This window comes from Halorutilus salinus (genome assembly GCF_026242195.1).
Taxonomy (GTDB): Archaea; Halobacteriota; Halobacteria; order Halobacteriales; family Halorutilaceae; genus Halorutilus; species Halorutilus salinus.
In genome coordinates, this window is sequence record NZ_RKLV01000001.1 from 43,706 (window position 1) to 67,880 (window position 24,175).

The following is a 24,175-nucleotide window of genomic DNA, read 5'->3' on the forward strand; positions in this document are numbered from 1 at the left end:
CAGCGCGTATGTCAGTAAGGGTTGTAGTATCTAATCCAGAAACGGGAGCTTCGTATCAGGTCGAGGCGCAGGCTGACGACTTCGCAGGAACCGCGATAGGCGACGAGGTCGACGGCGGCTACGTGGGTCTCGACGGCTGTACGCTCGAAATCACAGGCGGAAGCGACGACACGGGCAGACCGATGCGCGGCGACGTTGAAGGACAGTCTATAGACGAGATACTTATCGACGGCGGAACGGGTTTCAACCCGACGCGCGACGGCGAGCGCAGACGCGTCTCCGTCCGCGGCGGCGAGGTAGGCGACGCTACCGTACAGCTAAACACGAAGGTCGTCGAGCAAGGCGGTACGGATATCGAGGACGCCCTCGGCGAAGAAGAAGAGTAGCTACGAAATCTCGTCGAGAGCCTCTTCTGCGAGATCCGCGACACGTACACCTTCCTTCCTCGCGGTTACGAGAGCCGCGGCTTCGACGCGCGCACCGTCCATGTCGGCGTGGATCCGGTTTATCTCCGCCACAGCCTCACGTCTGCCGTACCCCGTATCGACGAGACGGTCGACGGCGCGTTCGAAGACATCCCGACCGCCGTCGTCCACGAGATCCGACGACGGTTCGAAGCCGTCTATCTCAACGTCCCCCACGTCGAACGACGGTCGTAGCTCCTCGCCGTCTTCGTTGAGAAGACCTTCCTCGACGCCCGCGCCCAGAACGTCCTCCGCCTCACCGGGTTCGAACCAGCCGAGGTCGCCCGTCAGGCTGTATATGAACTCGGCGCGCGTTACCTCGTCGGTACCACGTCGCAGAAACGGTGCGGCTGAGACCTTACGCAGACTCACCCGTCGACGGCGACGGCGTTTACGACACCGTCCTGTCCGGGGCGCGAGACGACACGCGCGCGACCCTCAGGCGTCTCTATGATAGCCCCCTTGGTGATGATGTCACGCCGCGCGTAGTTGGGGTTCGCGCCGTTCTCCGCCACGTTCTGTATCTCAACGCGGTCTGTCTCGCCGCCGTCGATGTAGTTCACCTTGTCGGTCTGAAGAACGTGTGTCTTCCTCTCACCGCCACGTACGACGACCGTCTTGAACTTCTCCTCGCCTATCTGTGTCTCCGTCGGCTCGTCACCGAGCTCGTGCTTTCTCTTCTTCCTGCCGCGTTTTCTGCGTCCGCCCGTCTTCTTACGTGTCGAACGTCCTTGCCAGCGCATACACCGGATAGAACAGCCTGCGGTTAAAGCTAAACGGTTCTTCCCCGCCGCTTCACCCGCGGCAACGGGGTTCGACGGCGCGGCACCGCGGTTAAAGCTAAACGGTTGGTCCCCGCCCGTTACATACCGAGTTCGTCCTTCACGTCCGCCAGATCCTCGTCCTCCATCTCCTCTACCTCGTTCACGAGGCTTGCCGCTCCCTTCTCACCGAAGACGGTCGTCAGGTTGTCGACGACCGACGACAGGTACTCGTCACGTATGTCGACGTACTCGTAGACGTAACGCGAACCCCCACGGTATGGCTCCTTCTCCCTGTCGACCATCTCCTTGTCGTACAGCCTGTCGAGCACCGTACTTACGGTCGTGTACGCGACATCGACACCCCTTTCGTCTAATTCTTCGACGACACCGCCTATAGTAGCCTCTTCCACGTCTTCGAGCACCGATACGACCTCCGTCTCAAGCGAGCCTAACATATAGCTTAATTAGGACGGAAGAATATTATATGTTTCGGGTACCATGTTCCTCGAAAGACAGGTGTGTAGGCTGTGAACCTCGGTAACTCCTCGTGGACGGAGGTCCGCGAAACACCGCCCGGCGTCGCCCTCCTGCCTGTAGGTAGCACCGAACAGCACGGTTCGCACGCGCCTCTTTCGACCGACACACTCGTTGCGGAACGCGTCGCCGAGGAGGCGGGTAACCGCAGACAGGATACAGCCGTCCTACCCGCTGTTCCCGTCGGCGTCTCCGAGGAGCACCGCGGGTTCGACGGTACTCTGTACGTCTCGCCGTCGACGTTCAGGTCGTACGTCGCCGAGGTACTCGGTTCCGCGCCCGCGGATCGCGTCGTCGTCGTCAACGGACACGGCGGAAACGTGGACGCGTTACACGAACTCTGCGCACGTCTCACTCGCGACGAAGAAGCACCGTTCGCCACCTACTGGACATGGTGGCGCGCCGTCGATCTCGGGGAAGCCGAGATGGGACACGCGGGACGCGTCGAGACATCCGTCCTTCTCCATCTCGCGCCCGAACTCGTCGATCGGGAATCCGCAGTCGAGGGGGTTGAGTCGTGGGGAAGGTACGCAGAGACCGCACCGCTCGCGTACGACTCCGATGAGTTTACGGAGAACGGCGTCGTCGGCGATCCCACGGAGGCGACCGCCGACGAGGGCGAACGTCTGTACAACGACGCCGTCGACTCACTCGTCCGTCTCGTCGAACGTCTCGCCGACTAACCGCCTCTGTCGCGCGTCAGGCTGAGTATACGTTCGGCGTGCTCCGGCTTTGCGAGAAGAACCTCCTTGAGCGACGGCGGGTTACGTAGGTCGAGCGAACCGAGATACCCGCGCGGTACGCCCAGAGTCCCTTCGGGCACCGCATCGTCGCCGTCGACCACGAGATGCTGTCTGTCGACCTTCATTACAACGTCGCCGTCGCCGCCGTAGACGCCGTCGCGCACCCTTTCGAAGTCGTCGTTCTGCATAACGGGGCGTACGGCGTCGTGCGGCTCCACGTACATACGTCCGAGGTAGTACGCGGATGAAAACTCCTCGAACATTTACGGTTAGGCTTACGTCTGCAACACACGTAAGCCTTTCCCGCGTAAGGCTTACTCTTCCCTGCTCGACTCTATCTCGTCGAAAACATCCGTTTCACCGTCTCCCTCAACGTCGAGTTCGAGTTCCTCGTCCTCATCGTCCCCGTCGTCTCCTCCGTTGTCACTCATACCGAGTTCGTCGGCGATATCCCCCTCGTCCATATCCATGTCGAGGTCGTCGCCGTCGGTCAGACCGCCGTCGTCGTCTCCGTCACCCTCGTCCATACCCAGACCCATGTCGTCGAGTATGTCGTCAGCCTTGTCCTCGAAGTCGTCGGAGATACCTTCGAGTTCGTCCTCCATCTGCTCGCCGATCACCTGCTTGCCCGACTCCTGCTCCTCAACCTTCTCCTCAGACATCCTGTAGATATCGATGGCAACCTCACCCTTACCGATGTAGCCGAGCGCCTTTTCGAGAGCGTCGTTACCGACGAATATCTCGTCGGGCGTGCTCAGCTTAGCCTGCGTCGGTATTCCGTCGACCATCGTAACCACGCCTGAGTACTCCTCGGAGATAAGTATGATATGACAGTCGTTCTCCTGGTCCGTGATGTTGGTACCGAGGAAGCTGGGTACGTCGACACCTGATGTGTCGATACCCGACTTTATTTCCTCGTTCTTGAGCTTGATATCGACGATTTCGCGCCCCGACTCGTTGCAGTCGACGACCTGTACGGTGTACTCGTCCTTCTGCAGAACGTCCCGAACCGCGTCCGTTCCCTCCTCGGTACGTTCGTGACCGTTCCGGGTTATCTTTACGCGTCCCACCTTCCCTTGGTTGAGGACGGCGAACCCTCTCTCATCGTCGTTCTCAAAGCTCATGTACCCCGAAACATTCTCCTCGCTTACCTCTTTGAGTAGCTTCTCAAGGTCTACGAAGCTGGAGTTTAGATCCTTGTAGAGGTATTCGCCCTCAGGGAGCATCTTCTTTTCACCTTTGTTTTCAAACTTGCATAAGGCTTACGACGGTATATACCTGATGAATGCCTCAGACCGAATCCCACGCATAGTTTTTTAACCTCAGGGGTCTAAGACAGAACGAAGAAATAGAGGATCTGTATGGCAAAGGTATATACTATCGCCTCCGGTAAGGGCGGGACGGGAAAGACGACGACAACGATAAACCTCGGTACGTCGCTCGCACAGATGGGTCACAGGACGACGGTGTTGGACGCAGACCTCGGTATGGCTAACCTCGGTCTCCTTCTCGGGCTTGAGGAGGAGCCGGTTACGCTCCACGAGGTGCTTTCGGGGGATCAGCGTATCAAGAACGCCGTCTACGAGGGTCCTGAGGGTCTGCAGGTCGTACCCGCGGGTCTGACGCTCGAAGGCTTCCAGAAGGCTGACCCTGAGAAGCTTCAGGACGCTCTGTCGTACATCATCGACAACACCGAGTACCTCCTGATCGACGCGCCCGCTGGTCTGAGCAAGGACAGCGTCATACCTCTCGCCGTGGCGGACGAGGTTCTTCTGGTCGTCAACCCCGAGCTTTCGAGTATGGCTGACGGTCTCAAGACACGCGTCATGACCGACAAGGTGGGTAGCGATGTCGGAGGGATCGTCCTTACACGCGCCGGAAGCGCGGGTGACGATCTAGATGTCTCGCGCGTTGAGGATCTTCTCGAAGCCGAGGTACTCGTCTCCGTTCCGGAGGACGCAGAGGTTCGCCGATCCGCATCGTACAAGAAGCCCGTCGTCCTCCATTCGCCCAACTCCCCCGCGTCGCAGGCGTACAAGAAGCTCGCCCACAAGCTCACCGACGAGGAGTTCGTCGAGGAGGCTCCGGCACAGGAGGGCGAAGACGACGGATTCGTGAACAAGATGGCGAAAGCAATCTTCGGGTGATAACATGGTCGCAACAACAAACATCATAATCGGGTTGCTCACGGTACTGCTCGTAGGGACGCTGTGGATGAGCTACCTGATGTACGTACGTCTGAGACAGCTTCAGGACGAGGTTCAGGAGCTTAGGTCGCAGGTGGAGATGACCGACGACGAACTCGACAGGCTTGAATCGAGCATAAACTCGATAAAGCAGGACTCCATAGCGAAGGAAGCCGAACGCAAGAAGAAGTAGCCGTAAGAAACGCTTAAGACGCGTTGAGCAGTCCTTACCTCCCCGCAAGCTTTAATTAACTCCCCTGTTTATTCGGTTCACCGACAGATCTACGGGGGCAACTCTTATACACCGAACGACCGTAACCTACACAACTGAGTGATAAACCGTGGACGAAAACCAAAACTCCGGGGGCTCCGACGACGAAGCCGAAGAGGAAGAGTTTGAAGAAGGGTTTGAGGACGAAGTATACGACTTCGGCGACTCAGAGGATACCCAAGAAGCCGACGACGAGGTCTTCGAAGAGGATAACGGGGGACAGACCGATCAAGACACCGACGAATCCGAGGGCGGCGAACCGACCGACGAAGCCACCGACGAGATGGACGACGCCCTCGAAAGCCGTGATGTCCGCGGTATGCTTGACGACACTGACGACGACGGCACCGATGGCTACGGTATCGGGGACGACGAGAACGAGGAGGACGACGCGTTCGGGGACGGTGAGGACGAAACCACCGAAGCCGACGATCCGTTTGAGGAGACGGATGACGACGGTTCGGTCGCCGACCTTCCGGAGGACGACGACACCGACGGCTTCGATGAGGGCGATCAACCCGTGGACGCCGGCGACGAAGGCTCCGCGATGCTCAGCATGGGCGAGGGCGATCTCGAAGGGCTACAGGACGCCGTCGAGGACGCCGACGAGGTTTCGGAGTTCTTCGACGCGCGCTCCGAAAGCTCCGGCGAGGTTCTCGAAGAGGTCGCCGATCAGGAGGTCGAGGGCTTCTTCGACGCGGGTTCTCAGCTCGAACAGGAGTTCTCCGAGAGCAAGCTACAGACGCTTCTGAGCGAGGCGAAGCAGGGCGTCGCCGAGTTCGAGGGTCTCGAAGGCTATGTCGAGCACGAACGTTACTGGGTCAACAAGCCGTACGCGTACGTCGCTATACTTTACAGCGACCAGCAGAACGACTACATGTACCACGTCGTCGAACCGCGTCTCGACGACTTCGAGGAAGCCGTCCGACGCGATCTCGAAGAGCGCCTCCGAGACGTTCTCATGTACGAGGAGATCGACGACGGGATGGAGGAGGACGAGGTGCTTGAGGCGAAGGTACGTAAGATCATCAACGACTACGGCATCGATGTCGACAACGACTCGATGCACAAGATCCTCTACTACCTCAAACGCGACTACATCCACGACGGCAAGATAGACCCGATCATGCGTGACCCCGCCATCGAGGACGTTTCGTGTGACGGTGACAACACGCCTATCTTCGTCTACCACCGCGACTACCGCGACCTGATGTCGAACGTCGAGTTCGAGAAGGAAGAACTCGACTCGTTCGTTATCAAGCTCGCACAGAAGGCGGGTAAGCATATCTCCGTCGCCGACCCTCTCGTCGACGCGTCGATGCCCGACGGTTCGCGTATACAGATGACGCTCGGCAAGGAGGTCACCGACCGCGGTTCGACGTTCACCATACGTCTGTTCCAGGACGAGCCGTTTACGCCCATCGACCTGATCAACTACAACACGTTCTCGTTGGAGCAGATGGCGTACCTCTGGACGTGTATCGAGAACAACAAGAGCCTCATCTTCGCGGGGGGTACGGCGTCGGGTAAGACGACGAGCATGAACGCCGTTACGCTGTTCATACCTCCGAAGTCGAAGGTCATATCCATCGAGGACACGCGCGAGGTTACGCTTCCCCACATGAACTGGATTCCGAGCGTAACCCGCGACTCGTTCTCCGACGACGGTTCGGGCGAGGTCGACATGTACGAGCTTCTACGCGCCGCACTCCGCCAGCGTCCTGAGTACCTTGTCGTCGGTGAGGTACGTGGTGAGGAAGCTCTCACGCTGTTTCAGGCGATGTCGACGGGGCACACGACGTACTCGACGATGCACGCCGACTCCGTCGACTCGGCGATTCACAGGCTCGAAAACCCGCCTATCAGTGTCCCGCGTTCGATGCTCAAGGCGCTCGACATCGTCTCGATACAGTCGCAGACCTTCGTCGGTGGTGAACGCGTCCGTCGTAACATGAAGCTCGTAGAGATTATCGGTATCGACCCCAAGACACGTAACATACGTACCGACGACATCTTCCAGTGGAACGCAGAGACGGATACGTTCGTCCGTACGGGTAACTCGACGGCTCTACAGGATATAAAGAAGTCGCGCGGATGGACGGACGAGGAGCTCGAACGCGAACTCGACAAACGCCGCGAGGTTCTCCAGTACATGCTCGACAACGATATCGCCGACTACGAGGACGTGTCGAAGATAATCCAGTCGTTCATAATCGACCCCGACCGTGTCCTCAACCAGATACGCGAGGGAGAGCTTAACCTCGACGCACTCGAAGACCTCAAGACACTCAACATATGAAGCCTAAGGAACTCCTTAGAACCGTGGGCGCGTCTGCAACGCGTCGGTACGACGTACAGACCGTTGTAAGCCGTCTAAAACGTCGTAGGAGTGTCTGTCAGTGAGCCAGAAAACGGGCGGCGTACTCGGCGGACTTCTCGGCGGCGACGACGAAGAAGGTCCCAAGGACGAACTCGGTGAGATAGCCGAGGAAGAGAGTACGGCAGGCACGATGGACAAGATAGCGTACAGCCTCTTCGGTGGCTACTTCAAAGGGAAGGGCGACACGTACGCCGGCTACAGGAAGAAGATAAATCAGGCGCGTATGGAGGTTGGATACGACATGTACCTCTCGCGTATAACCCTCTACTCCGTCGTGACGGGTCTCGTCGGAGCCTTCCTCGGTGTCGGTATCACGGTTCTCCTGTCGGCGCTGGGTCTGTTCGACGCTATCTCCCTGTCGCTCCGTCTCCCGCCCGGTGTCGCCGAATTCGTTAGCCAGTACGCTATCTTCATAGGGGGATTCTTCCTTACGATCATACTCGCCGCCGTCCTCGGAGGTATCGCGGGCGGTATACTCTACTACCTACCCAGCTTCTACGCGGGTGAGCGCCGCAGGAAGATAGACGCGTCGCTCCCGTTCGCAGTCACGTTCATGTACGCCCTATCGCGCGGCGGCATGAACATACTTGAGGTCATGGAGAAGCTGTCGAACGCCGACGATGTCTACGGCGAGGTATCGCAGGAGTTCGACATGATACTACGCGACATGGACTACTTCGGAAACGATCTCCGTATCGCCCTGCGCAACGCGAGCGACATGACACCGAGCGAAAACCTCTCCGACTTCCTCGACGACCTTCTTAGTGTTATCGACTCCGGCGGTGAGATGACACCGTTCCTGTACAACAAGAGCCAGCAGTACCACGAGATACGTAAGCAGGATCAGAAAGGCTTCCTCGACACGCTCGCCCTCATGTCGGAGTCGTACGTCACGGCGTTCGTCGCCGCGCCGTTGTTCATCATAATCATAACGACCATCATGAGCGTCATGGGCGGTGCTAACATGATACAGCTGTACGCGATCATCTACCTCGTTCTGCCTATCGCGTCGCTCGGATTCGCCTTCGTCATAGACATAATCTCGACCGGAGGCGAAGGAGGTGCCGAACAGCTTGACGCTGACCACGACGAGTTCGATATAGAGGCGCTCGAACAGTTCGCCGAGGAGTCCGACGACGGCAGGGTGGACGACCTCGTGCAGGCGAGGAAGATGCAGAGCGTCAAGGAGTTCGTACGTAACCCTCTCGGCGGTGTACGTGAAAACCCGCTCTGGTCGCTCGGATTCACCGTCCCTATCGCCGTGCTCGTATTCGCCGGCTTCGTCCTGACAGGCTCCGCGAGTCCGATGCCCGGAGCGATGAAGTCCAACCCTATATGGAACACGCTCTCGCTGTTCGTCCTCCCGCTTATGATCGTCACGGTGCCTCTCTCGGTCTTCCACGAACTGAAGTCACGGCGCGAGTCGGCGATCATACGTGAACTACCTGAGACGCTCAAGAAGCTCGAAAGCGCCAACGAGACGGGTATGACGCTCAACGAGAGCATGCTACTCGTCTCACAGACATCGTCGGGGGTTCTCTCCGGTGAACTCAAGAAGGTTCACAACGAGATACAGTGGGATACGAGCCTAAACGAGGCGCTCATCAGCTTCGCCAACCGTATGAAGATACCGCGTCTGTCGCGCACTATTAAGCTCATAACCAAGGCGAACGAGTCGTCGGGTAATATACAGGGCGTCCTACAGGTCGCGGCGCGCGATGTCGACACAGCGTACAAGCTTGACCGCGAGCGGTTCCAGAACATGATAATCTACACCGTGATTATCATCGTCTCCTTCCTCGTCTTCCTCTTCGTCATCATAATACTCGAAAACCAGTTCCTGAGCCAGATGGCTGAGGCTGGTGGCGGTGGCGGTTCGGGTAGCGGTGCGGGTGGAGGAGGTGCGGGCGGTGCCGGAGGCGCGGCGTTCAACATGGAGAGCGTCCCACTCGACGCCTACAGAATGATATTCTTCCACGCGGGCATCATACAGGCGTTTGCGTCGGGTCTCGTGGCGGGTCAGATGGGTGAGAACGATGTCCTCAGCGGTCTCAAGTACGGGATAGTCATGACACTGATAGCCGTAGCCGTGTTCACGTTCATGTGAAGCAGAAGACTACGTTTAAATTCTACCACGACCGAAACCTATACAATGAGTGCACTCGGAGACGATGACGATAGATTAGGCGACGACTCGGTGGACGACGAAAAGCTCAGCACGGGCATAGAGATACTCGACAACCCCGAGTACCTCGACGGCGGGTTTCCCAAGGGGAGCGTCATAACGCTCGTCGCTAACCCTATCGCTACGGCGGAGCTTTTCCTGTACGATCTTGCGGAGGTTCGGCATACGCATTACTTCACGACGGCGCGGTCCGCCGACTCTGTTGGGAAGACGATAGAGATGATGGGTAGATCCGCCGACGGTTTCGATATCGTCGACCTCTACTCGGCGGACGACCTATTCGACACCGCCATGGGGGCGCTCGAAGACGTCGACAACGAGGAGAACATAATCTTCGACACGTTCTCCGACATAGTCCGGCATGACAGGGGGGACGAGATACTCGATCTGACCTACCGTGTCTCGCACGAAACAGGCTCCGCAACCTACCTCTACATGATAAAGGAGGACGAGGAGACGATGACGTACGAGGAGAGCCGTGTCCCTTACTCGTCCGACGTTGTGATGAAGATGCTAACGGGTATCGAGGGTGAGAAGGTCGAGAACCGTCTCGCTATATCGAAGCTACGTGGTCACACGCCGCCGCCTAAGACTATCAAGCTCAACATAGGCAAGGAGATCGTCGTCGACACCAGCCGCGACATCGCGTAACTCGGGTTCGCGTACCGACCTGCTCAGTCCGCCTTCTGCGCCTTCTTCTCCTCAGCCTCTATACCGTCGAGCCACTCCTCGGCGTCTATCGCCGACATGCATCCCATTCCCGCGGCGGTCACGGCTTGCTGGTAGTGTCTGTCCGCAACGTCGCCGCCGACGAAGACGCCTTCGACGTCCGTTTCGGAGGTACGTCCTTCGAGCGTCTGTACGTAGCCATCGTCGTCCATACGGACGTCCGTGTCTTCAAGGAAACCCGTGTTGGGCGTATGTCCGATGGCGTAGAAGACGCCGCCGCAGTCGAAGTCGAAGAGATCGACGTTTCCGCCCTCCTCGTGCGCCTCCTTCGGATGTCCGTCGTCGTTCGAGACGAGCCTCGCGCCCGTCACGCCCTCGTCCTGATCCCCGTAGATTTCGAGTAGCTCGGTGTTCCACATAAACTCTATGTCGTCGTCGTCCATCGCGCGTTCCTTCATGATCTCCGACGCACGTAGCTCCTCCCTGCGGTGGACGACGTAGACGCGTTCCGCGAACTTGGTTAGGAACAGCGCCTCCTCCATCGCTGAGTCACCGCCGCCTATGACGAGAACCTCGTCACCGCGGTGGAAAGCACCGTCGCAGGTCGCGCACGTCGAAAGACCGTGACCCATCATCTCGTCCTCGTTCTCCGCGCCTACCCACCGTGCCGAAGCCCCGGTTGCGACGATGAAGGCGCGCGTACGGATCGTCTCGTCGGTCGAGAGTTCGAGCGTGAAAGGGCGCTCGTCGAGGTCGGCGTCCACCACCGACGCTGTATCGTACTCCGCGCCGAAACGTCCAGCCTGCTCCTTCGACTCCTCGACGAGTTCGAACGCGTCGACGCCCTCCGAGAAACCCGGATAGTTCTCCACGTCCGTCGTCAGCGTCAGCTGTCCGCCCGGTTCGTCGCCTTCGAGAACGAGGGGTTCGAGATCGGCGCGCGCGGCGTATATCGCCGCTGTGAGACCCGCCATACCCGAACCCGCGATTACGACGTCTCTTACTTGGTCTGTCATCGGTCTTTGTACGTCTCTACGCTCCTTCAAACTACCGTGTGTACACCCCACACGCGACGACCACCGAAAGGTAGTAGTGGCGCGCGGATGTTTCACAAACATGACCGACTGCGTGTTCTGCTCGATACTCGACGACGAGATACCGTCGTACGGCGTCTATGAGGACGACGAGACGTACGCCTTCCTCGACGCAAACCCGCTCGCGCGTGGACATACGCTCGTCATACCCAAGACGCACGCGGAGACGCTCGGTGACCTCGACGACGGTGGGAAGGCGGTCTTCGAAACGACGCGTCGGCTCGCGCCGCGTACCGCCGACGCCGTCGACGCACCCGCGTACAACCTCGGCTTGAACAACGGCGAGGAGGCGGGTCAGGAGGTTCCGCACGCGCATATGCATATAGTGCCGCGTTTCGACGGCGACGGCGGCGGTCCTATACACGCGTTACAGCCATCGCCCCCGTCGATCGACGACGAAGAACTCGCCGAGATCGCCGACTCCGTCCGCGACGCCTGATCCGCATCCGCGCAAAGGCTTTTGTCCCTCCCGTCTCATAAAACATCTATGACGCAAGTCGCTGTCATCGGCGGAGGTCCTGCGGGGCTTTCCGCCGCACTGTTCACGGAGAAGAACGGTCTGAGCACGACGGTCTACGACACCGACGAGACATGGATGCACAAGGCGCATCTATTCAACTACCTCGGCATCGACTCTATGGACGGAACCGAGTTCATGGAGGAGTCACGCGAACAGGTCGAGGGCTTCGGTGTCGACGTACTCGATCTTGAGGTTACGGACGTATCGCACGACGGCGACGACTTTCTCGTAGAGACTGACGGTGACGAACGCGACGCCGACTACGTCGTACTCGCAACCGGCGCGGATCGATCCCTCGCCGAGTCGCTCGGATGCGGCTTCACCGACGAGGACGTTGTCGATGTCGACGTAACCATGGAGACATCGGTCGAAGACGCATACGCGACGGGGGCTATGGTACGCGCCGAGGAGTGGCAGGCGGTCATCTCCGCGGGCGACGGAGCGGCGGCGGCGTTGAACATACTCACCAAGGAGAAGGGCGAGCATTTCCACGACTTCGACACGCCCGCCGACGCCGAGTAAAGAAAGCCAACCCTTTTGCGCTCCCCCGTCGAACCACGTACATGAGCTACGAATCCGACCTCGACAGAGCCTTCGACGAGATGCCCGAAATCGAGGGCGACGGCGACCGTTTCGAGGTACCCGAACCCGAGGTACGTGTCGAAGGAAGTTCGACTATACTGATGAACTTTCAGGACGTACTCGACACGCTCAACCGCGACGAGGATCACCTGATGAAGTACCTCCTGCGCGAGATAGGCACCGCAGGACACGTCGACGAAAGCGGCAGGGCGCAGTTCAAGGGCGAGTTCTCGCCCGACGAGTTCGCGCGCGTCCTCGACGCCTACGTCGGCGAGTACGTCCTCTGTTCCGAATGCGGACGCCCCGACACGCGTCTCAAGAAGGAGGATCGCACGCTGATGCTGAGATGCGACGCTTGCGGGGCGTTCCGTCCCGTTTCAAAGGGTTCGACGAAGAAGGCGGAGACGACAAAGAAGGAGGTTGAGGAGGGCAAGACGTACGAGCTAAAGATTACCGCCATAGGCAACAAGGGCGACGGCATCTCAAAGAAAGGCGGCTACACCATATTCGTCCCCGGAGCGCAGGAAGGTGAGGTCGTACAGGCGCGTATCAACAACATATCGGGTAATCTCGCCTTTGCACAACGCGTCGACTGACGCCGACACGCGACGGCACCGTTCCGTTTATTACCCGCGTGACGCTTTTTCGACGCGATGACTCTCACGAACAACGAGCGCCGCGTCCTCGATGCTCTCGCCGAAGGCGATGGAGATACGGACGCAGAGGCGCTCGCACGGACGACGGGCTTAGGGCGCGGACCCGTCGAAGGCGCGGTCGAACTCCTCGCCGAGAAGGGGTACGTCAATGTGGACGAGACAGCCGAGACGCTGTATAAGCTCACAGACGAGGGGCGCGGGTACGCCGACGACGGACTGCCGGAGCGGCGTCTACACGACTACCTTGTGGAAAACGACGACGTGACCACCGACGAACTCCGCGACGTTGAGGGGTTCGAGATCGGTATCGGTCATCTACGGCGCAAGGGATGGGCTGAGATGGGCGCGACAGTCGAACCCAACGAAGCGTCGCGTGGCGACGACGAGGAGGCGCTCGAAGCCCTCGCGTCGGGTGAGAATGTCGACGGTGTACCCGAAACACTCGTCGATCGCGGACTCGTCGAGCGTGAGGAGGAACGCACCGTAAACGTACGTATAACCGACGAAGGACGCGAATCCGCGGAGGGTGACGACCGCGGGACCGTCGGCGCGTTGACGCACGATCTTCTCGCTTCGGGCGACTGGAAGGACGCCGACCTCGCCGAGTACAACGTCGAGGCGGACGCCGAGACGACCCATGGCGGACGCGAACATATACTCCGTCAGATGGCGAACCGCGTAAAGGAGGTCATGACCGACATGGGGTTTCAGGAGATGGAGGGTCCCCATGTCGACGCCGAGTTCTACATCAACGACCACCTGTTCATGCCACAGGATCACCCCGCGCGTACCCACTGGGACAAGTTCCTCGTCGAGGAACCCCAACGTATCGACGAACTTCCCGACGAAGCCGTCGAGAACATCCGTAACGTCCATCGCGAAGGTGCTGAGGGCGGCGACGGCTACCACTCCGAATGGGATCGCGACGTCGCGCGTACGCTTAACCTACGCGGACACACGACGAGCCTTTCGATGCGTTACCTCGCCGAGGGCGTCGAACCCCCCGCGCGGTACTTCAGCGTAGACAAGGTCTACAGGAACGACACCCTCGACCCGACGCACCTGCTGGAGTTCTTCCAGATAGAGGGCTGGGTGATGGCGCGCGACCTCTCTGTACGTGACCTCATGGGTACGTTCGTCGAGTTCTACTCCCATTTCGGCATCGAGGACATAGAGTTCAAGCCACATTACAACCCTTACACGGAGCCGTCTTTCGAGATCTTCGGCGAACATCCCGAGACGGGTGAGCAGATCGAGATCGGCAACTCAGGCATGTTCAGACGCGAGGTCGTCGAGCCTCACGGTATCGACGAAGATGTCGAGGTCATGGCGTGGGGACTCGCCCTCGAACGTCTCCTGATGCTTATCTACGGCTTCGAGGATATACGTGACGTACACGGGACGCTCTGCGATCTCGAACTCCTCAGGGAGGTGCCCGTTCTATGGAACTGAGACGGATGGTACGTAACGAAACCAAGGAGGTGACACCATGGCTGTAGTAGAGGCTGACCCCGACGAACTACGAAGGCTCGTAGGACGCGATCTGTCGCGCGACGAACTCGTCGACGAACTGTTCGCCCTCGGCGTCGAGTTCGAGGGTGAAGGCGACGACGGTCTGGAGTTCGAGGTCGTACCCGACCGCCCCGACCGTCTGAGCGTCGAGGGTCTCGCGCGCTCACTGCGGTACCAGTTCGGCGACGACCGTGGCGTCCGCGTCCCTGAGATCGGAAGGAGCGACTACAAGATACGCGTCGAGAGCGTTCCCGAACGCCCCTACATCGTCGGCGCTGTCGTCCGCGACATCGATCTGACGGGCGGCGTCCTCGACTCGCTCATACAGCTACAGGAGAAGCTACACGCGACGCTCGGAAGGCGCAGGAACAAGGGCGCTATAGGCGTACACGACCTGACGATGCTGAAGGGCGAGGAGTTCGTCTACCGCGGTATCGACCCCGACGACGAGAGCTTCGTACCTCTCGAAATCGGCGACGCGGGCGCGCGCGAGATGACGCCGCGCGAGGTTATGGAAGACCATCCGGTCGGTAAGGAGTACGCGCGTATACTCGAAGGAGCCGAACGCGTCCCCGGTATCTACGACGACATAGGCATGTTCTCTTTCCCGCCCGTTATCAACGGTAAACGTACGGAGGTACGCGAGGACTCGCGCGACCTTCTCGTCGAGATGACCGGTACGGACGAATGGACCGTCGACAAGATGCTAAACATACTCGTCTACGCCCTCTCCGACCGCGGCGCTACTGTCGAGGAGGTCGAGGTCGAGTACGACGACCGACGTGCACTCAAGCCCGACCTGTCGACAGAGTCTAAGACCGTGACGCACGACCGTATCGAGTCGATGCTTGGTGTCGAGTTCGGGACGGACGATGTCGTCGACCTTCTCGAACGTTCGGGGATGGACGCGGAGACGGAGACGCGCGACGGCGCGACGGCATACGACGTAACCGTACCGCCGTACCGTACCGACGTTATGCACCCTCTCGACGTTGTCGACGACATCGGACGCGCGTACGGCTTCAACGAGATGGAGCCGCGTTACCCCGACGTGTCGACCGTCGGCGGTCTAACCGAGTCGACACGTCTCGAAAACGCCGTACGTAAACAGCTCGTAGGTCTCGGGTTTCAGGATCTACTCAGCTTCGTACTGACCAACGACGACGACTGTTACACGCGGATGCGCCGCGACGCACCCGATGATGGTGTGCGTATACCCAACCCGTACAGCGAGGAGTACGACGTCGTACGTAGCTGGCTCCTTCCGTCGATCGTCTCGGTTCTCGCCAACAACACACACCGCGGGTATCCGCAGAACCTCGCCGAAGTCGGCTTCTGCGCCGTACAGGACGACGACGAGAACACGGGGATCCGCGAGGAGACACACGTCGCCGCCGCCGTCTCCGGAACTGACGCGGGGTACGAGGGCGCAAAGTCGCGTCTCACCTCCCTCGTCGACGACTTCGACGCGACAGTCGGAACACCGACGACGGAGCACCCTTCTTTCATCGACGGACGCGCCGCGACCGTCGTAATCGACGGCGACGACGCGGGCGTAATCGGTGAACTCCATCCTGAGATACTCGCCGAACGCGAGATCCTACAGCCCGTCGCGGCTTTCGAGTTCGAGATAGACGCGTTGAGGTCGTAACACCCTTGAGCGTCTAACCCGTCTATACGGCATGACAGACGAAGTAGAGGACGACATCCGTTCCGCACTCCACGACGACCTCGAAGAACGCGGCTTCGGCTGTCCGTCGTGCGACTCGGAGATTTTCGAAGTCGATATCTGGGGCGTCGGCGACGGTGTAAACGGCGAGGAGGTACGTGCCGCGGTCGTATGTGAGTCCTGCTCCGCACGTCTCAACGTACCCGTCGACTCCGAAATCGTCAACGAGTTCGTGTAACATCTTCCCCTTCCGCCGAACTTATGTAGGTACGACCCGGTCTTAGACGTATGTCCGACGAAGACGAAGGATTCAACACACGTAGCGTACACGCAGGACAGGAACCCGACTCGGCGACGAACGCACGCGCACCCCCTATCTACCAGACGACCTCGTACGTATTCGACGACGACGAGCACGCCGCCGATCTCTTCGCACTCGAAGAGGCGGGCAACATCTACTCGCGTATAATGAACCCGACGAACGCGATGCTCGAAAAACGTATCGCGTCGCTCGAAGGCGGCGTTGCGGCGCTCGCAACGTCGAGCGGTATGGCGGCTTTCGACCTCGCCAACTTCGTCCTCGCCGAAGCGGGTGACAACGTCGTCGCGTCCTCGTCGATGTACGGCGGAACCTACACCTACCTGACGCATACCGCTCCGCGGCGCGGTGTCGAGACGCGTTTCGTCGGTTCGACCGACTACGACGCGTACTCAGAGGAGATAGACGAAGATACGGCGTACGTACATCTCGAAACCATCGGCAACCCCGCTCTCGATATCCCCGATATCGAACGCGTCGCCGAAATCGCGCACCAGAACGACGTCCCTCTGTTCGTCGACAACACGTTCGCCACGCCGTACCTCTGCAACCCCATAGAGCACGGCGCGGACATAATCTGGCACTCGACGACCAAATGGATACACGGAAGCGGCTCCACCGTAGGCGGTGTCCTCGTCGACGGCGGGACGTTCGACTGGGAGAACGGCGACTACCCCAACCTGACCGAGGACAACCCCGCGTACCACGGTCTCAACTTCCGCGACGCATTCGGGGACGCCGCGTTCGCGTACGCCGCACGCACACGCGGTCTGCGCGACCTTGGCAACCAGCAGGCACCTTTCGACTCGTGGGTGACGCTCCAGAAGCTCGAAACGCTCCCCCTCCGTGTCGAACGCCATTCGGAGAACGCACTCGAAGTCGCCCGGTGGCTCGAAGACCACGACGCCGTCGACTGGGTCAACTACCCCGGTCTTGAGTCTCACGAGACACACGAAAACGCGTCCGAGTACCTCGACGGTGGCTACGGGGGCATGATAACGTTCGGTATCGAGGGCGGATACGAGGCGGGACGTACGCTGTGTAACGAGGTCGAACTCGCGTCGCTACTCGCAAACGTCGGCGACGCCAAGACGCTGATCATACATCCGGCTTCGACCACGCACCAACAGCTTACAGATGAGGAGAAGGAGTCGAGCGGAGTCCTCGACGAACTCGTACGTCTTTCGGTCGGTATCGAGGACGTTGACGACATAATAGACGACCTGTCGCAGGCTATAGACACAGCCACGTGATGGAGTCACAGACCGCCGACCTCGGTGAGTTCGAGTTCGAGAGCGGAGAGAAGCTCGAACTTGAGGTCGCCTACGAGACCTACGGCGACCACGACGGCGACAACGCCGTCCTCGTCTGCCACGCGCTTACGGGAAGCGCACATGTCGCGGGACGCGAGGAGGACCGCGGCACCGCCGGACAGGCTTCAGCGTGGTGGGACGACATCGTAGGTCCGGGGAAGGCGGTCGACACCAACGACTACTACGTCGTCTGCGCCAACGTTCCGGGTTCGTGTTACGGTACGACGGGACCCGCGACCGAGAACCCCGATACGGGCGAACCGTACGGAGCCGAGTTCCCGCCGGTAACAGTCTCCGACTGGACGCGTTCACAGCGCCGTCTACTCGAAATACTCGGCGTCGACAGCCTCCACGCAGTAATCGGCGGGAGCGTCGGCGGTATGAACGTACTCGAATGGGCGAAGCTGTACCCCGACTACGTCGACCGTCTCATACCCGTCGCAACAGCGGCGCGTCTCGACCCTCAGTGCCTCGCCCTTGACGCCGTCGCACGCCGTGCGATACTCTCCGACCCCAACTGGAACTCCGGAAGCTACTACGGCGACGACGACGAGCCACCCGACGACGGACTCGCGCTCGCGCGTCAGATAGGGCATATAATGTATCTGTCGAAGGACTCTATGCGCGACAAGTTCGGTAGGCGCTCGGCGCGGCGCGAACCCAGCGACGACGCACCCGTCACCGAAGACCCGACGGCTGACTTCTTCCCTTACCGCGACGTCGAGTCGTACCTCGACTATCAGGCGGAAAAGTTCGTCGAACGTTTCGACGCCAACTCGTACCTCTACCTCCTACGCGCGATGGACGAGTACGACCTTGCGAGCGGCTACGACTCCGACGCCGACGCACTTGCGGCGTACGACGGCGAAGCCCTCGTTATCTCGTTCACGGGCGACTGGCACTTTACGGTCGATCAGGCGGAGTCGCTCGCCCGCGCGTTCGAAGAGGCGGGCGCGGATGTCGAACACCACGTTATCGAGAGCGACTACGGACACGACGCCTTTCTCGTCGAACCCGAAAAGATAGGACCCCCTCTGCGCTCGTTCCTCGGAACCGGCGTACGCTGAACCGCTCCGAAGCCGTTCCGCAAACTTTATCTCTCGTCTCCGTCGTTAAACTTCAAGATGCGAAAGAAGATGCTGTTCGCCGCTGTAGCCGTAAGCCTGTTCGTCGTAGCCGCACCCGCGGCGGCACAGGACGCATCGGTGAACGCCGAGCCGCAGGCTACCGCCGGTGACAACGTTACCGTAGAGAGCGTGGAGATAGACGACGACGGCTGGGTCGCCGTCTACCCCGAGTCGGTTGACGGAGAACCCGACTTTGACGATCTCAAAGGTGCCGCCGAGGTCGAACAGGGCGGTAACGACGACATCCTGATCGAGACCGACGGACTCGAACAGAACGACTTCTACTACGCCGTTCTCCATTACGAGGAGGAGGGCGCGGGCGAGTTCAGCTACCCCGAGGACACCGAGGTTACGTACAACGACTCGACGGTGCAGGACGACTTCTACGTTGCCGTCGGTACGCAGGACGTACTCGGAAGCTACGCCGAGGCGAACCAACAGCGCCGTGACTTCAGAAACAGGATCGACTCTCTACAGGATCGCCTTGACGAGCTTGAACGGCGTTCCGAGAGGGCGAGCGGTGCCGACAGCGATCTTCAGGATCAGATAGACACCGTCAGCGACGAACTCGAATCTACACAAGACAGCCTCGACTCCATAGACTCCACCATACAGGAGACGGAGAGCCTTCTCGAAGAGGTGTCTAATCAGTCCGAGACCGACGGCTCTGACGGCGACGGTAACGGCGGCGCGGACGAAGGTAACGGCACCGGCAACAACACCTCCGACGACGGAGCCGAAGAGCCGCAGGGTCTGCCCGGATTCACGGCGCTCGGGGCGCTCGTCGCGGGTCTGACCGCCGCGGTCTTCCTCAACAGACGCGACTGAATGTCGGTTGAGGTTTCGGGTATAGGATTCGACGACCCGGTTCTTCTTGCCTCGGGTATTCTTGGCTCCACGGGTGCGTCGTTAAACCGCGCCTTGCGTTCCGGGGCGGGCGGTGTCGTCACCAAGAGCATCGGTCCGCGTGAACGCACGGGACATCCGGGTCCGAACGTCTTCGTAGACGACTCCGAGGAGTACGCACTCAACGCCGTCGGTCTTTCGAACCCCTCCGACGCGTTCACCGACGAGGTTGAGAAGGTCGAGGGACCGACCGTCGTCAGCGTCTTCGGCGGCACGGCGGACGAGTTCGCCGACGTGGCAGGTACGTTCGCGCCGTACGCCGACGCTTTCGAGCTAAACGTCTCGTGCCCCCACGCCGAAGGGTACGGCGTCGATATAGGCGCTGACGCCGAACTGACGCGCGACGTAACCGCCGCGGTCGACGAAGCCGTCGATGCTCCCGTCTGGGTAAAGATGACCCCCGACGTGACCGACGTGACAGAGATAGGGGTTGCGGCGCAGGAGGGAGGCGCGGACGCCGTCGTCGCAACCAACACACTGAGCGCGATGGCGATAGACGTCGAGTCGGGTCGCCCTATCCTCGGAAACGCACACGGCGGCATGAGCGGTTCGGCGCTAAAGCCCGTCGCCGTCCGGTGCGTCTACGACCTGTACGATGCTCTTGACATACCTATAGTCGGCGTCGGCGGCGTTTCGAGCGCCGAAGACGCCTTAGAGTACATGCTCGCGGGAGCGCGCGCAGTCGAAGTCGGAACCGCAGTCTGGGACGGCGTCGAGGTTCTCGGCGAGATAGCCGACGGTATCGAGACGTACAAGAAGGACAACGACCTGTCGCACGACGAACTCGTCGGAAGGGCGCACGAACTCACGCCGAAGGAGGACGGCGACGGAGGTGAAGGATGAGACCGATCACGCTTGAGGTAACCGACCGCGTCAAGGAGGGCGACGGTATCGCCACGCTCCGTTTCGACCGTTCGTTCGATGTCTCGCCGGGCGAGTTCGGCATGTTCTGGGTACACGGCGTCGACGAGATACCCATGTCGTTCGCATACGACGACGGCGTAACCGTACGCGGCGTCGGCGAGGCGACGGACGCCATGCTTTCCCTGAGCGAGGGCGACACCTTCGGCGTACGTGGACCCTTCGGTACGCCTTTCGACGTACCCGACGACGATGTCGTAATCGTCGGCGGCGGTACAGGTATGGCACCCGTCGCACTTCTTACAGAAGCCGCATCTGCGAACGGAGCGGACGTGACGACGTTAATCGGCGCAGGAACCGCCGACGAACTCGTCTTCGAGGAACGTCTGTCGCGCGTTGCCGATGTCCGCGTCGCAACGGAGGACGGTACCGCCGGATACGAAGGACTCGTGACCGGACTCCTTGACGACGTTACCGACGAGAAGGGAGCGCCGTCGAACGTCGGGTCGTGCGGTCCCGAACCCATGATGTCCGCCGTCCTCGACCGTTTCGACGACCGCCCCGGCGACGTACAGCTATGCCTTGAACGTTACATGAAGTGCGGCGTGGGCATCTGCGGCTCTTGCTGTATAGACGACACGGGTTCGCCCGTCTGCTCCGACGGACCCGTGTACAGAGGCGACGAACTCACGAACGGCGAGTTCGGCGTCTACCACCGCGACGGCGCGGCGCGGAAGAAGTACTTCTAAGTCACAGAGTACAGAGCTTCCTGTCGAAACCCACCGGTATGGAGCGGTAATAAGACCTAATACAATCCAATATGTAATATTTCGTGATGCCAATACCGAAGGAGGAGTTCGAGTCGATAGAAGACGACGAGTCGCTACCGGATCTATCCCCGGATACGACACAAGGGGAGATATACCGTTTCCTATTAGAGAACAGCGACAAGGCGTTCAGGCAACGTGAAGTCGTAGAGAACGTGGATGTTCCGAAGGGGAGCGTGGGTCCCACCCTCTCACGTCTCAAAGGGCACGGTCTGGTAGAACACAGGGACAGGTTCTGGTCTATCTCGGACGCGGAACACGCTGTGGCTTCAGCCGGAGTTCTGAGCGCCCGTACTGCGGACGAGCGTGACGGTGGTTTCAGTGACGAGGAGATAGAAGAATGGATGGAACACGCAGTAGATCCTATCGAAGAGAGAAACGATGGCTGACCGCGGAGAGGTGGTCTGGGCACCCGACCCTTTCCGTTCCGAGGGAGAAAGCAATCCGCGCCCCTGGTTAATCATATCCAACGATAGTCTACCATACCCGGATGAAGAGTGTATAGGTGTCGCACTAACCACGGCGTCTCATCATCGGGGTAGCGTCCGCGTCGCTTCTGATGACCGGGTAAAGGGTGATCCTGAGGGGGATAGTTACGTCCTCCCATGGACTGTGGCGACGCTGAAGGAGGAGGTTCATGTAGTAGGCGTTCAGGGTGAGCTTGAGGATGATCTCGTGGGCGAAGTAGCCGATAGAACGACTTCGTATATTCAAACGTAGAGAAAGGGTACTTCTAAGAGACGTGCACGCCTTCGTCTTCCATGCGACGCGCACGTTTCGTGAAGGACGGTATTATACACGAAGGAACGGTCAGGGACGACGAAATCGTCTCCGAGAGCGGCGGGACGTACCCGCCCGAAGAGGTGAACTTCCTCGCGCCCTGCGGACCCACCAAGGTCATCGGAGTCGGACGCAACTACGCAGAGCACGCCGACGAACTCGGTAACGACGTGCCGGAGTTCCCGCTGTTCTTCCTCAAGCCGTCGACGGCGGTTATAGGCGCGAGCGATCCTATCGTCTATCCCGACACGACCGACGAGCTACATTATGAGGCGGAACTCGGCGTCGTCATCGGGCGCGCGTGCCGCGATGTCTCCGAGGACGAGGCGCTCGACTACGTCGGCGGCTACACCTGCGTCAACGACGTGACGGCGCGCGACTGGCAGGGGCGCGAGTCTCAGTGGTTCCGCGCAAAGGGCGGCGACGGCTTCTGCCCGATCGGCCCGTGCATACACGACGAGCACGTCGATGATCGCGGTATAGAGACGCGTCTCAACGGCGAGACGGTGCAGGAGTCGACGACCGCCCTGATGCATTACGGCGTCGCCGAACTCGTCGCAGAGGCTTCGCGTTTCGTTACACTACGCGAGGGCGACGTTATCGCCACCGGAACCCCCGAAGGCGTCGGAGCGATGGAGCCGGGCGATACCGTCGAGGTAGAGATCGAAGGTATAGGTACTCTCGAAAACGATGTCGTCGAACCCGGCTCTTAGACGCGCCCGACGTCCTCGACGCTGACGCTCTCCACGTCTTCGATACCCGCGAAAGACTCCTCGACAGCCTCAGTTCCGCCCGCCTCGTCCTCGACGCCGACGTTTACGAGGAGTGCGACCAAGCCGAAAGCGACATCCTCACGTTTGATGCCGTTTAGCTCCGCCTCCTCAGGAAGAGCCTCCTTCAGACTATCTTCGAGAGCGTCGAGGTTGGTGTCTGCGTCGTCGGGCATCACCTTGATCTGTGCGATTACCTTTCCCATTGTTCAGGGTCCCGTAAAGCCGCAGTCGGGGCACTGGTAGAGGTTGCTCTGCTTCCTACACTTGTCGCATCGGTTTATCGTATGTCCGCATTCGGGACAGTCGAACTCCGTGAATCCGGCACCAACGATGTTGACCCCGCAGGAGACACACCGTTTGCGCCCTTGCTGTGCGCTCATGGAAGCCCGTTGTTCGTCTCCGTCCATAAGAGTTGTTATAGAACGTCCCCGATGTCGTGTATGGACACGCGCAGAACAGCCGCACTCTCGGCACCCGCGGGCGTTCTCGTCGCCGCGGTCGGTATCGCCCTCGCCGCCGTACTGACGCCCCTCGCACCGTTGACACAGGCTATCTCCGAACTCGGCGCGCCCCAAGCGCCGTACTCGGCGGTGATGAACACCTCCTTCGTCGTCGGTGGTCTCGTCGCAGTCCCTTTCGCCGTTCTCCTCCTCACCGAGGCGCGCAACATCTACGAAACCGCGGGCGCGGTGCTCGTCGCCGTCTCATTCGTCTCTCTCGCCGGACTCGGTGTATTCCACATAGGAGATCCGTACCATATCCCCGCCGCTCTCACCCTCTATGCCTCGTTCACCACCGCGCTCTGGGTGCACGGAACCGGCGAGGCGCTCGCGGGCGAGACGGGACGCGGACTCACCACCGTCTGGCTCGGAAACGCCAACGTCTTCGTCTGGGCTTCGTGGGCGGGATGGCGCGTCTACGCTCCGGGTCTCGCCATCCCTGAGGCTCTGGGTGTCTCCGCCTTCGTCGTATGGATACTCGTCACCTCCCGCCGCTTCTATAACCTCGGCGCATAATCTAAGTAGCAAATATTATATGCG

At 60.1% G+C, this 24,175-nt stretch carries 29 protein-coding genes and 1 pseudogene; 22 read left to right on the forward strand and 8 right to left on the reverse strand.

What is annotated here, in order from left to right; genetic code table 11:
- Window positions 1-8: 8 nt before the first annotated feature.
- Entirely contained in the window at window positions 9-386 is a 378-nt protein-coding gene (locus EGH25_RS00170; RefSeq protein WP_266085253.1) for a 30S ribosomal protein S6e, read from the forward strand.
- On the opposite strand, the gene EGH25_RS00175 is transcribed toward EGH25_RS00170, so the two are convergent.
- From EGH25_RS00175 to EGH25_RS00185, 3 genes are all read right to left on the reverse strand, one after another.
- Window positions 387-836, reverse strand: coding sequence for a DUF2240 family protein (locus EGH25_RS00175; RefSeq protein ID WP_266085255.1), 450 nt, complete (start codon window positions 834-836; stop codon window positions 387-389).
- Window positions 833-1,207 carry a 30S ribosomal protein S8e gene (locus tag EGH25_RS00180; RefSeq protein WP_266085257.1) on the reverse strand — a complete coding sequence of 125 codons (375 nt, stop codon included), beginning with the start codon at window positions 1,205-1,207 and terminating at the stop codon, window positions 833-835. The genes EGH25_RS00175 and EGH25_RS00180 overlap by 4 nt, the downstream gene beginning before the upstream one ends.
- A 119-nt stretch (window positions 1,208-1,326) precedes the next feature.
- Complete coding sequence (locus EGH25_RS00185; protein ID WP_266085259.1) at window positions 1,327-1,683, reverse strand: BlaI/MecI/CopY family transcriptional regulator; 357 nt, start codon at window positions 1,681-1,683, stop codon at window positions 1,327-1,329.
- A gap of 72 nt (window positions 1,684-1,755) precedes the next feature.
- Between EGH25_RS00185 and EGH25_RS00190 the strand changes: the two genes are divergently transcribed.
- Window positions 1,756-2,445 carry a creatininase family protein gene (locus tag EGH25_RS00190; RefSeq protein WP_266085260.1) on the forward strand — a complete coding sequence of 230 codons (690 nt, stop codon included), beginning with the start codon at window positions 1,756-1,758 and terminating at the stop codon, window positions 2,443-2,445.
- Here EGH25_RS00190 and EGH25_RS00195 read toward each other — a convergent pair.
- Together EGH25_RS00195 and EGH25_RS00200 are read right to left on the reverse strand one after the other, a co-directional pair.
- On the reverse strand, window positions 2,442-2,768 hold the full coding sequence (locus EGH25_RS00195) for a DUF5802 family protein (RefSeq protein ID WP_266085262.1): 327 nt from the start codon (window positions 2,766-2,768) through the stop codon (window positions 2,442-2,444). The two genes, EGH25_RS00190 and EGH25_RS00195, sit on opposite strands and share 4 nt — an antisense overlap.
- Window positions 2,769-2,819: 51 nt before the next feature.
- Window positions 2,820-3,731: a hypothetical protein gene (locus EGH25_RS00200; protein WP_266085264.1), complete on the reverse strand. Its 912-nt coding sequence runs from the start codon at window positions 3,729-3,731 to the stop codon at window positions 2,820-2,822.
- A 135-nt stretch (window positions 3,732-3,866) separates the two neighbouring features.
- On the opposite strand from EGH25_RS00200, the gene minD reads away from it, so the two are divergent.
- The 5 genes from minD (at window position 3,867) to EGH25_RS00225 (ending at window position 10,178) form a co-directional block, all read left to right on the forward strand.
- Complete coding sequence (gene minD / locus EGH25_RS00205) at window positions 3,867-4,652, forward strand: cell division ATPase MinD (RefSeq protein WP_266085266.1); 786 nt, start codon at window positions 3,867-3,869, stop codon at window positions 4,650-4,652.
- Between the two features lie 4 nt (window positions 4,653-4,656).
- Window positions 4,657-4,884, forward strand: a complete 228-nt coding sequence (locus EGH25_RS00210; RefSeq protein WP_266085268.1) for a hypothetical protein — start codon at window positions 4,657-4,659, stop codon at window positions 4,882-4,884.
- Between the two features lie 148 nt (window positions 4,885-5,032).
- Window positions 5,033-7,261 (forward strand): ATPase, T2SS/T4P/T4SS family, encoded by a 2,229-nt coding sequence (locus EGH25_RS00215; RefSeq protein WP_266085270.1) that lies wholly within the window; start codon window positions 5,033-5,035, stop codon window positions 7,259-7,261.
- Window positions 7,262-7,361: 100 nt separating this feature from the next.
- Window positions 7,362-9,449 carry a type II secretion system F family protein gene (locus EGH25_RS00220; RefSeq protein ID WP_266085272.1) on the forward strand — a complete coding sequence of 696 codons (2,088 nt, stop codon included), beginning with the start codon at window positions 7,362-7,364 and terminating at the stop codon, window positions 9,447-9,449.
- Between the two features lie 45 nt (window positions 9,450-9,494).
- Window positions 9,495-10,178, forward strand: a complete 684-nt coding sequence (locus EGH25_RS00225) for an RAD55 family ATPase (protein WP_266085273.1) — start codon at window positions 9,495-9,497, stop codon at window positions 10,176-10,178.
- Window positions 10,179-10,201: 23 nt separating this feature from the next.
- On the opposite strand, the gene EGH25_RS00230 is transcribed toward EGH25_RS00225, so the two are convergent.
- Window positions 10,202-11,212, reverse strand: coding sequence for an NAD(P)/FAD-dependent oxidoreductase (locus tag EGH25_RS00230; RefSeq protein ID WP_266085274.1), 1,011 nt, complete (start codon window positions 11,210-11,212; stop codon window positions 10,202-10,204).
- 100 nt (window positions 11,213-11,312) lie between these two features.
- On the opposite strand from EGH25_RS00230, the gene EGH25_RS00235 reads away from it, so the two are divergent.
- The 14 genes and pseudogenes from EGH25_RS00235 to EGH25_RS00300 all read left to right on the forward strand — a co-directional run bounded on the left by EGH25_RS00235 (window position 11,313) and on the right by EGH25_RS00300 (window position 23,075).
- The gene (locus EGH25_RS00235) at window positions 11,313-11,729 is read left to right on the forward strand and encodes an HIT family protein (protein WP_266085275.1); all 417 of its coding nucleotides are present in this window, start codon (window positions 11,313-11,315) and stop codon (window positions 11,727-11,729) included.
- Window positions 11,730-11,777: 48 nt separating this feature from the next.
- On the forward strand, window positions 11,778-12,332 hold the full coding sequence (locus EGH25_RS00240) for an NAD(P)/FAD-dependent oxidoreductase (protein ID WP_266085277.1): 555 nt from the start codon (window positions 11,778-11,780) through the stop codon (window positions 12,330-12,332).
- A gap of 41 nt (window positions 12,333-12,373) precedes the next feature.
- On the forward strand, window positions 12,374-12,988 hold the full coding sequence (locus EGH25_RS00245) for a translation initiation factor IF-2 subunit beta (protein ID WP_266085278.1): 615 nt from the start codon (window positions 12,374-12,376) through the stop codon (window positions 12,986-12,988).
- Between the two features lie 57 nt (window positions 12,989-13,045).
- A complete protein-coding gene (gene pheS, locus EGH25_RS00250; RefSeq protein ID WP_266085279.1) occupies window positions 13,046-14,500 on the forward strand; it encodes a phenylalanine--tRNA ligase subunit alpha in 1,455 nt (484 codons plus the stop codon).
- 37 nt (window positions 14,501-14,537) lie between these two features.
- Window positions 14,538-16,211, forward strand: coding sequence for a phenylalanine--tRNA ligase subunit beta (gene pheT / locus EGH25_RS00255; protein ID WP_266085280.1), 1,674 nt, complete (start codon window positions 14,538-14,540; stop codon window positions 16,209-16,211).
- Between the two features lie 31 nt (window positions 16,212-16,242).
- Window positions 16,243-16,467 carry a hypothetical protein gene (locus tag EGH25_RS00260; RefSeq protein WP_266085281.1) on the forward strand — a complete coding sequence of 75 codons (225 nt, stop codon included), beginning with the start codon at window positions 16,243-16,245 and terminating at the stop codon, window positions 16,465-16,467.
- A 50-nt stretch (window positions 16,468-16,517) separates the two neighbouring features.
- Window positions 16,518-17,801 carry an O-acetylhomoserine aminocarboxypropyltransferase/cysteine synthase family protein gene (locus tag EGH25_RS00265; protein WP_266085283.1) on the forward strand — a complete coding sequence of 428 codons (1,284 nt, stop codon included), beginning with the start codon at window positions 16,518-16,520 and terminating at the stop codon, window positions 17,799-17,801.
- Window positions 17,801-18,922: pseudogene (metX, locus tag EGH25_RS00270) on the forward strand (homoserine O-acetyltransferase MetX); the annotation flags it as partial. The gene EGH25_RS00265 and the pseudogene metX, both read left to right, overlap by 1 nt.
- 63 nt (window positions 18,923-18,985) lie before the next feature.
- Window positions 18,986-19,816, forward strand: coding sequence for a DUF7282 domain-containing protein (locus EGH25_RS00275; RefSeq protein WP_266085286.1), 831 nt, complete (start codon window positions 18,986-18,988; stop codon window positions 19,814-19,816).
- Window positions 19,817-20,737 carry a dihydroorotate dehydrogenase gene (locus EGH25_RS00280; protein WP_266085288.1) on the forward strand — a complete coding sequence of 307 codons (921 nt, stop codon included), beginning with the start codon at window positions 19,817-19,819 and terminating at the stop codon, window positions 20,735-20,737.
- On the forward strand, window positions 20,734-21,504 hold the full coding sequence (locus tag EGH25_RS00285) for a dihydroorotate dehydrogenase electron transfer subunit (protein ID WP_266085290.1): 771 nt from the start codon (window positions 20,734-20,736) through the stop codon (window positions 21,502-21,504). Before EGH25_RS00280 ends, EGH25_RS00285 begins: the two co-directional genes overlap by 4 nt.
- Window positions 21,505-21,590: 86 nt before the next feature.
- Window positions 21,591-21,971, forward strand: a complete 381-nt coding sequence (locus EGH25_RS00290; RefSeq protein WP_266085291.1) for a MarR family transcriptional regulator — start codon at window positions 21,591-21,593, stop codon at window positions 21,969-21,971.
- Entirely contained in the window at window positions 21,964-22,302 is a 339-nt protein-coding gene (locus EGH25_RS00295) for a type II toxin-antitoxin system PemK/MazF family toxin (RefSeq protein WP_266085293.1), read from the forward strand. The genes EGH25_RS00290 and EGH25_RS00295 overlap by 8 nt, the downstream gene beginning before the upstream one ends.
- Window positions 22,303-22,343: 41 nt before the next feature.
- Entirely contained in the window at window positions 22,344-23,075 is a 732-nt protein-coding gene (locus EGH25_RS00300; protein WP_266085295.1) for a fumarylacetoacetate hydrolase family protein, read from the forward strand.
- Here the strand turns inward: EGH25_RS00300 and EGH25_RS00305 are convergent.
- Together EGH25_RS00305 and EGH25_RS00310 are read right to left on the reverse strand one after the other, a co-directional pair.
- Window positions 23,072-23,338 (reverse strand): elongation factor 1-beta, encoded by a 267-nt coding sequence (locus tag EGH25_RS00305; protein ID WP_266085296.1) that lies wholly within the window; start codon window positions 23,336-23,338, stop codon window positions 23,072-23,074. The two genes, EGH25_RS00300 and EGH25_RS00305, sit on opposite strands and share 4 nt — an antisense overlap.
- A 3-nt stretch (window positions 23,339-23,341) precedes the next feature.
- Window positions 23,342-23,515, reverse strand: a complete 174-nt coding sequence (locus tag EGH25_RS00310; RefSeq protein ID WP_266085297.1) for an HVO_2753 family zinc finger protein — start codon at window positions 23,513-23,515, stop codon at window positions 23,342-23,344.
- Window positions 23,516-23,575: 60 nt separating this feature from the next.
- Here EGH25_RS00310 and EGH25_RS00315 point away from each other — a divergent pair, with 60 nt between their 5' ends.
- Entirely contained in the window at window positions 23,576-24,151 is a 576-nt protein-coding gene (locus EGH25_RS00315; protein WP_266085298.1) for a DUF998 domain-containing protein, read from the forward strand.
- The last annotated feature ends 24 nt before the right edge of the window (window positions 24,152-24,175 follow it).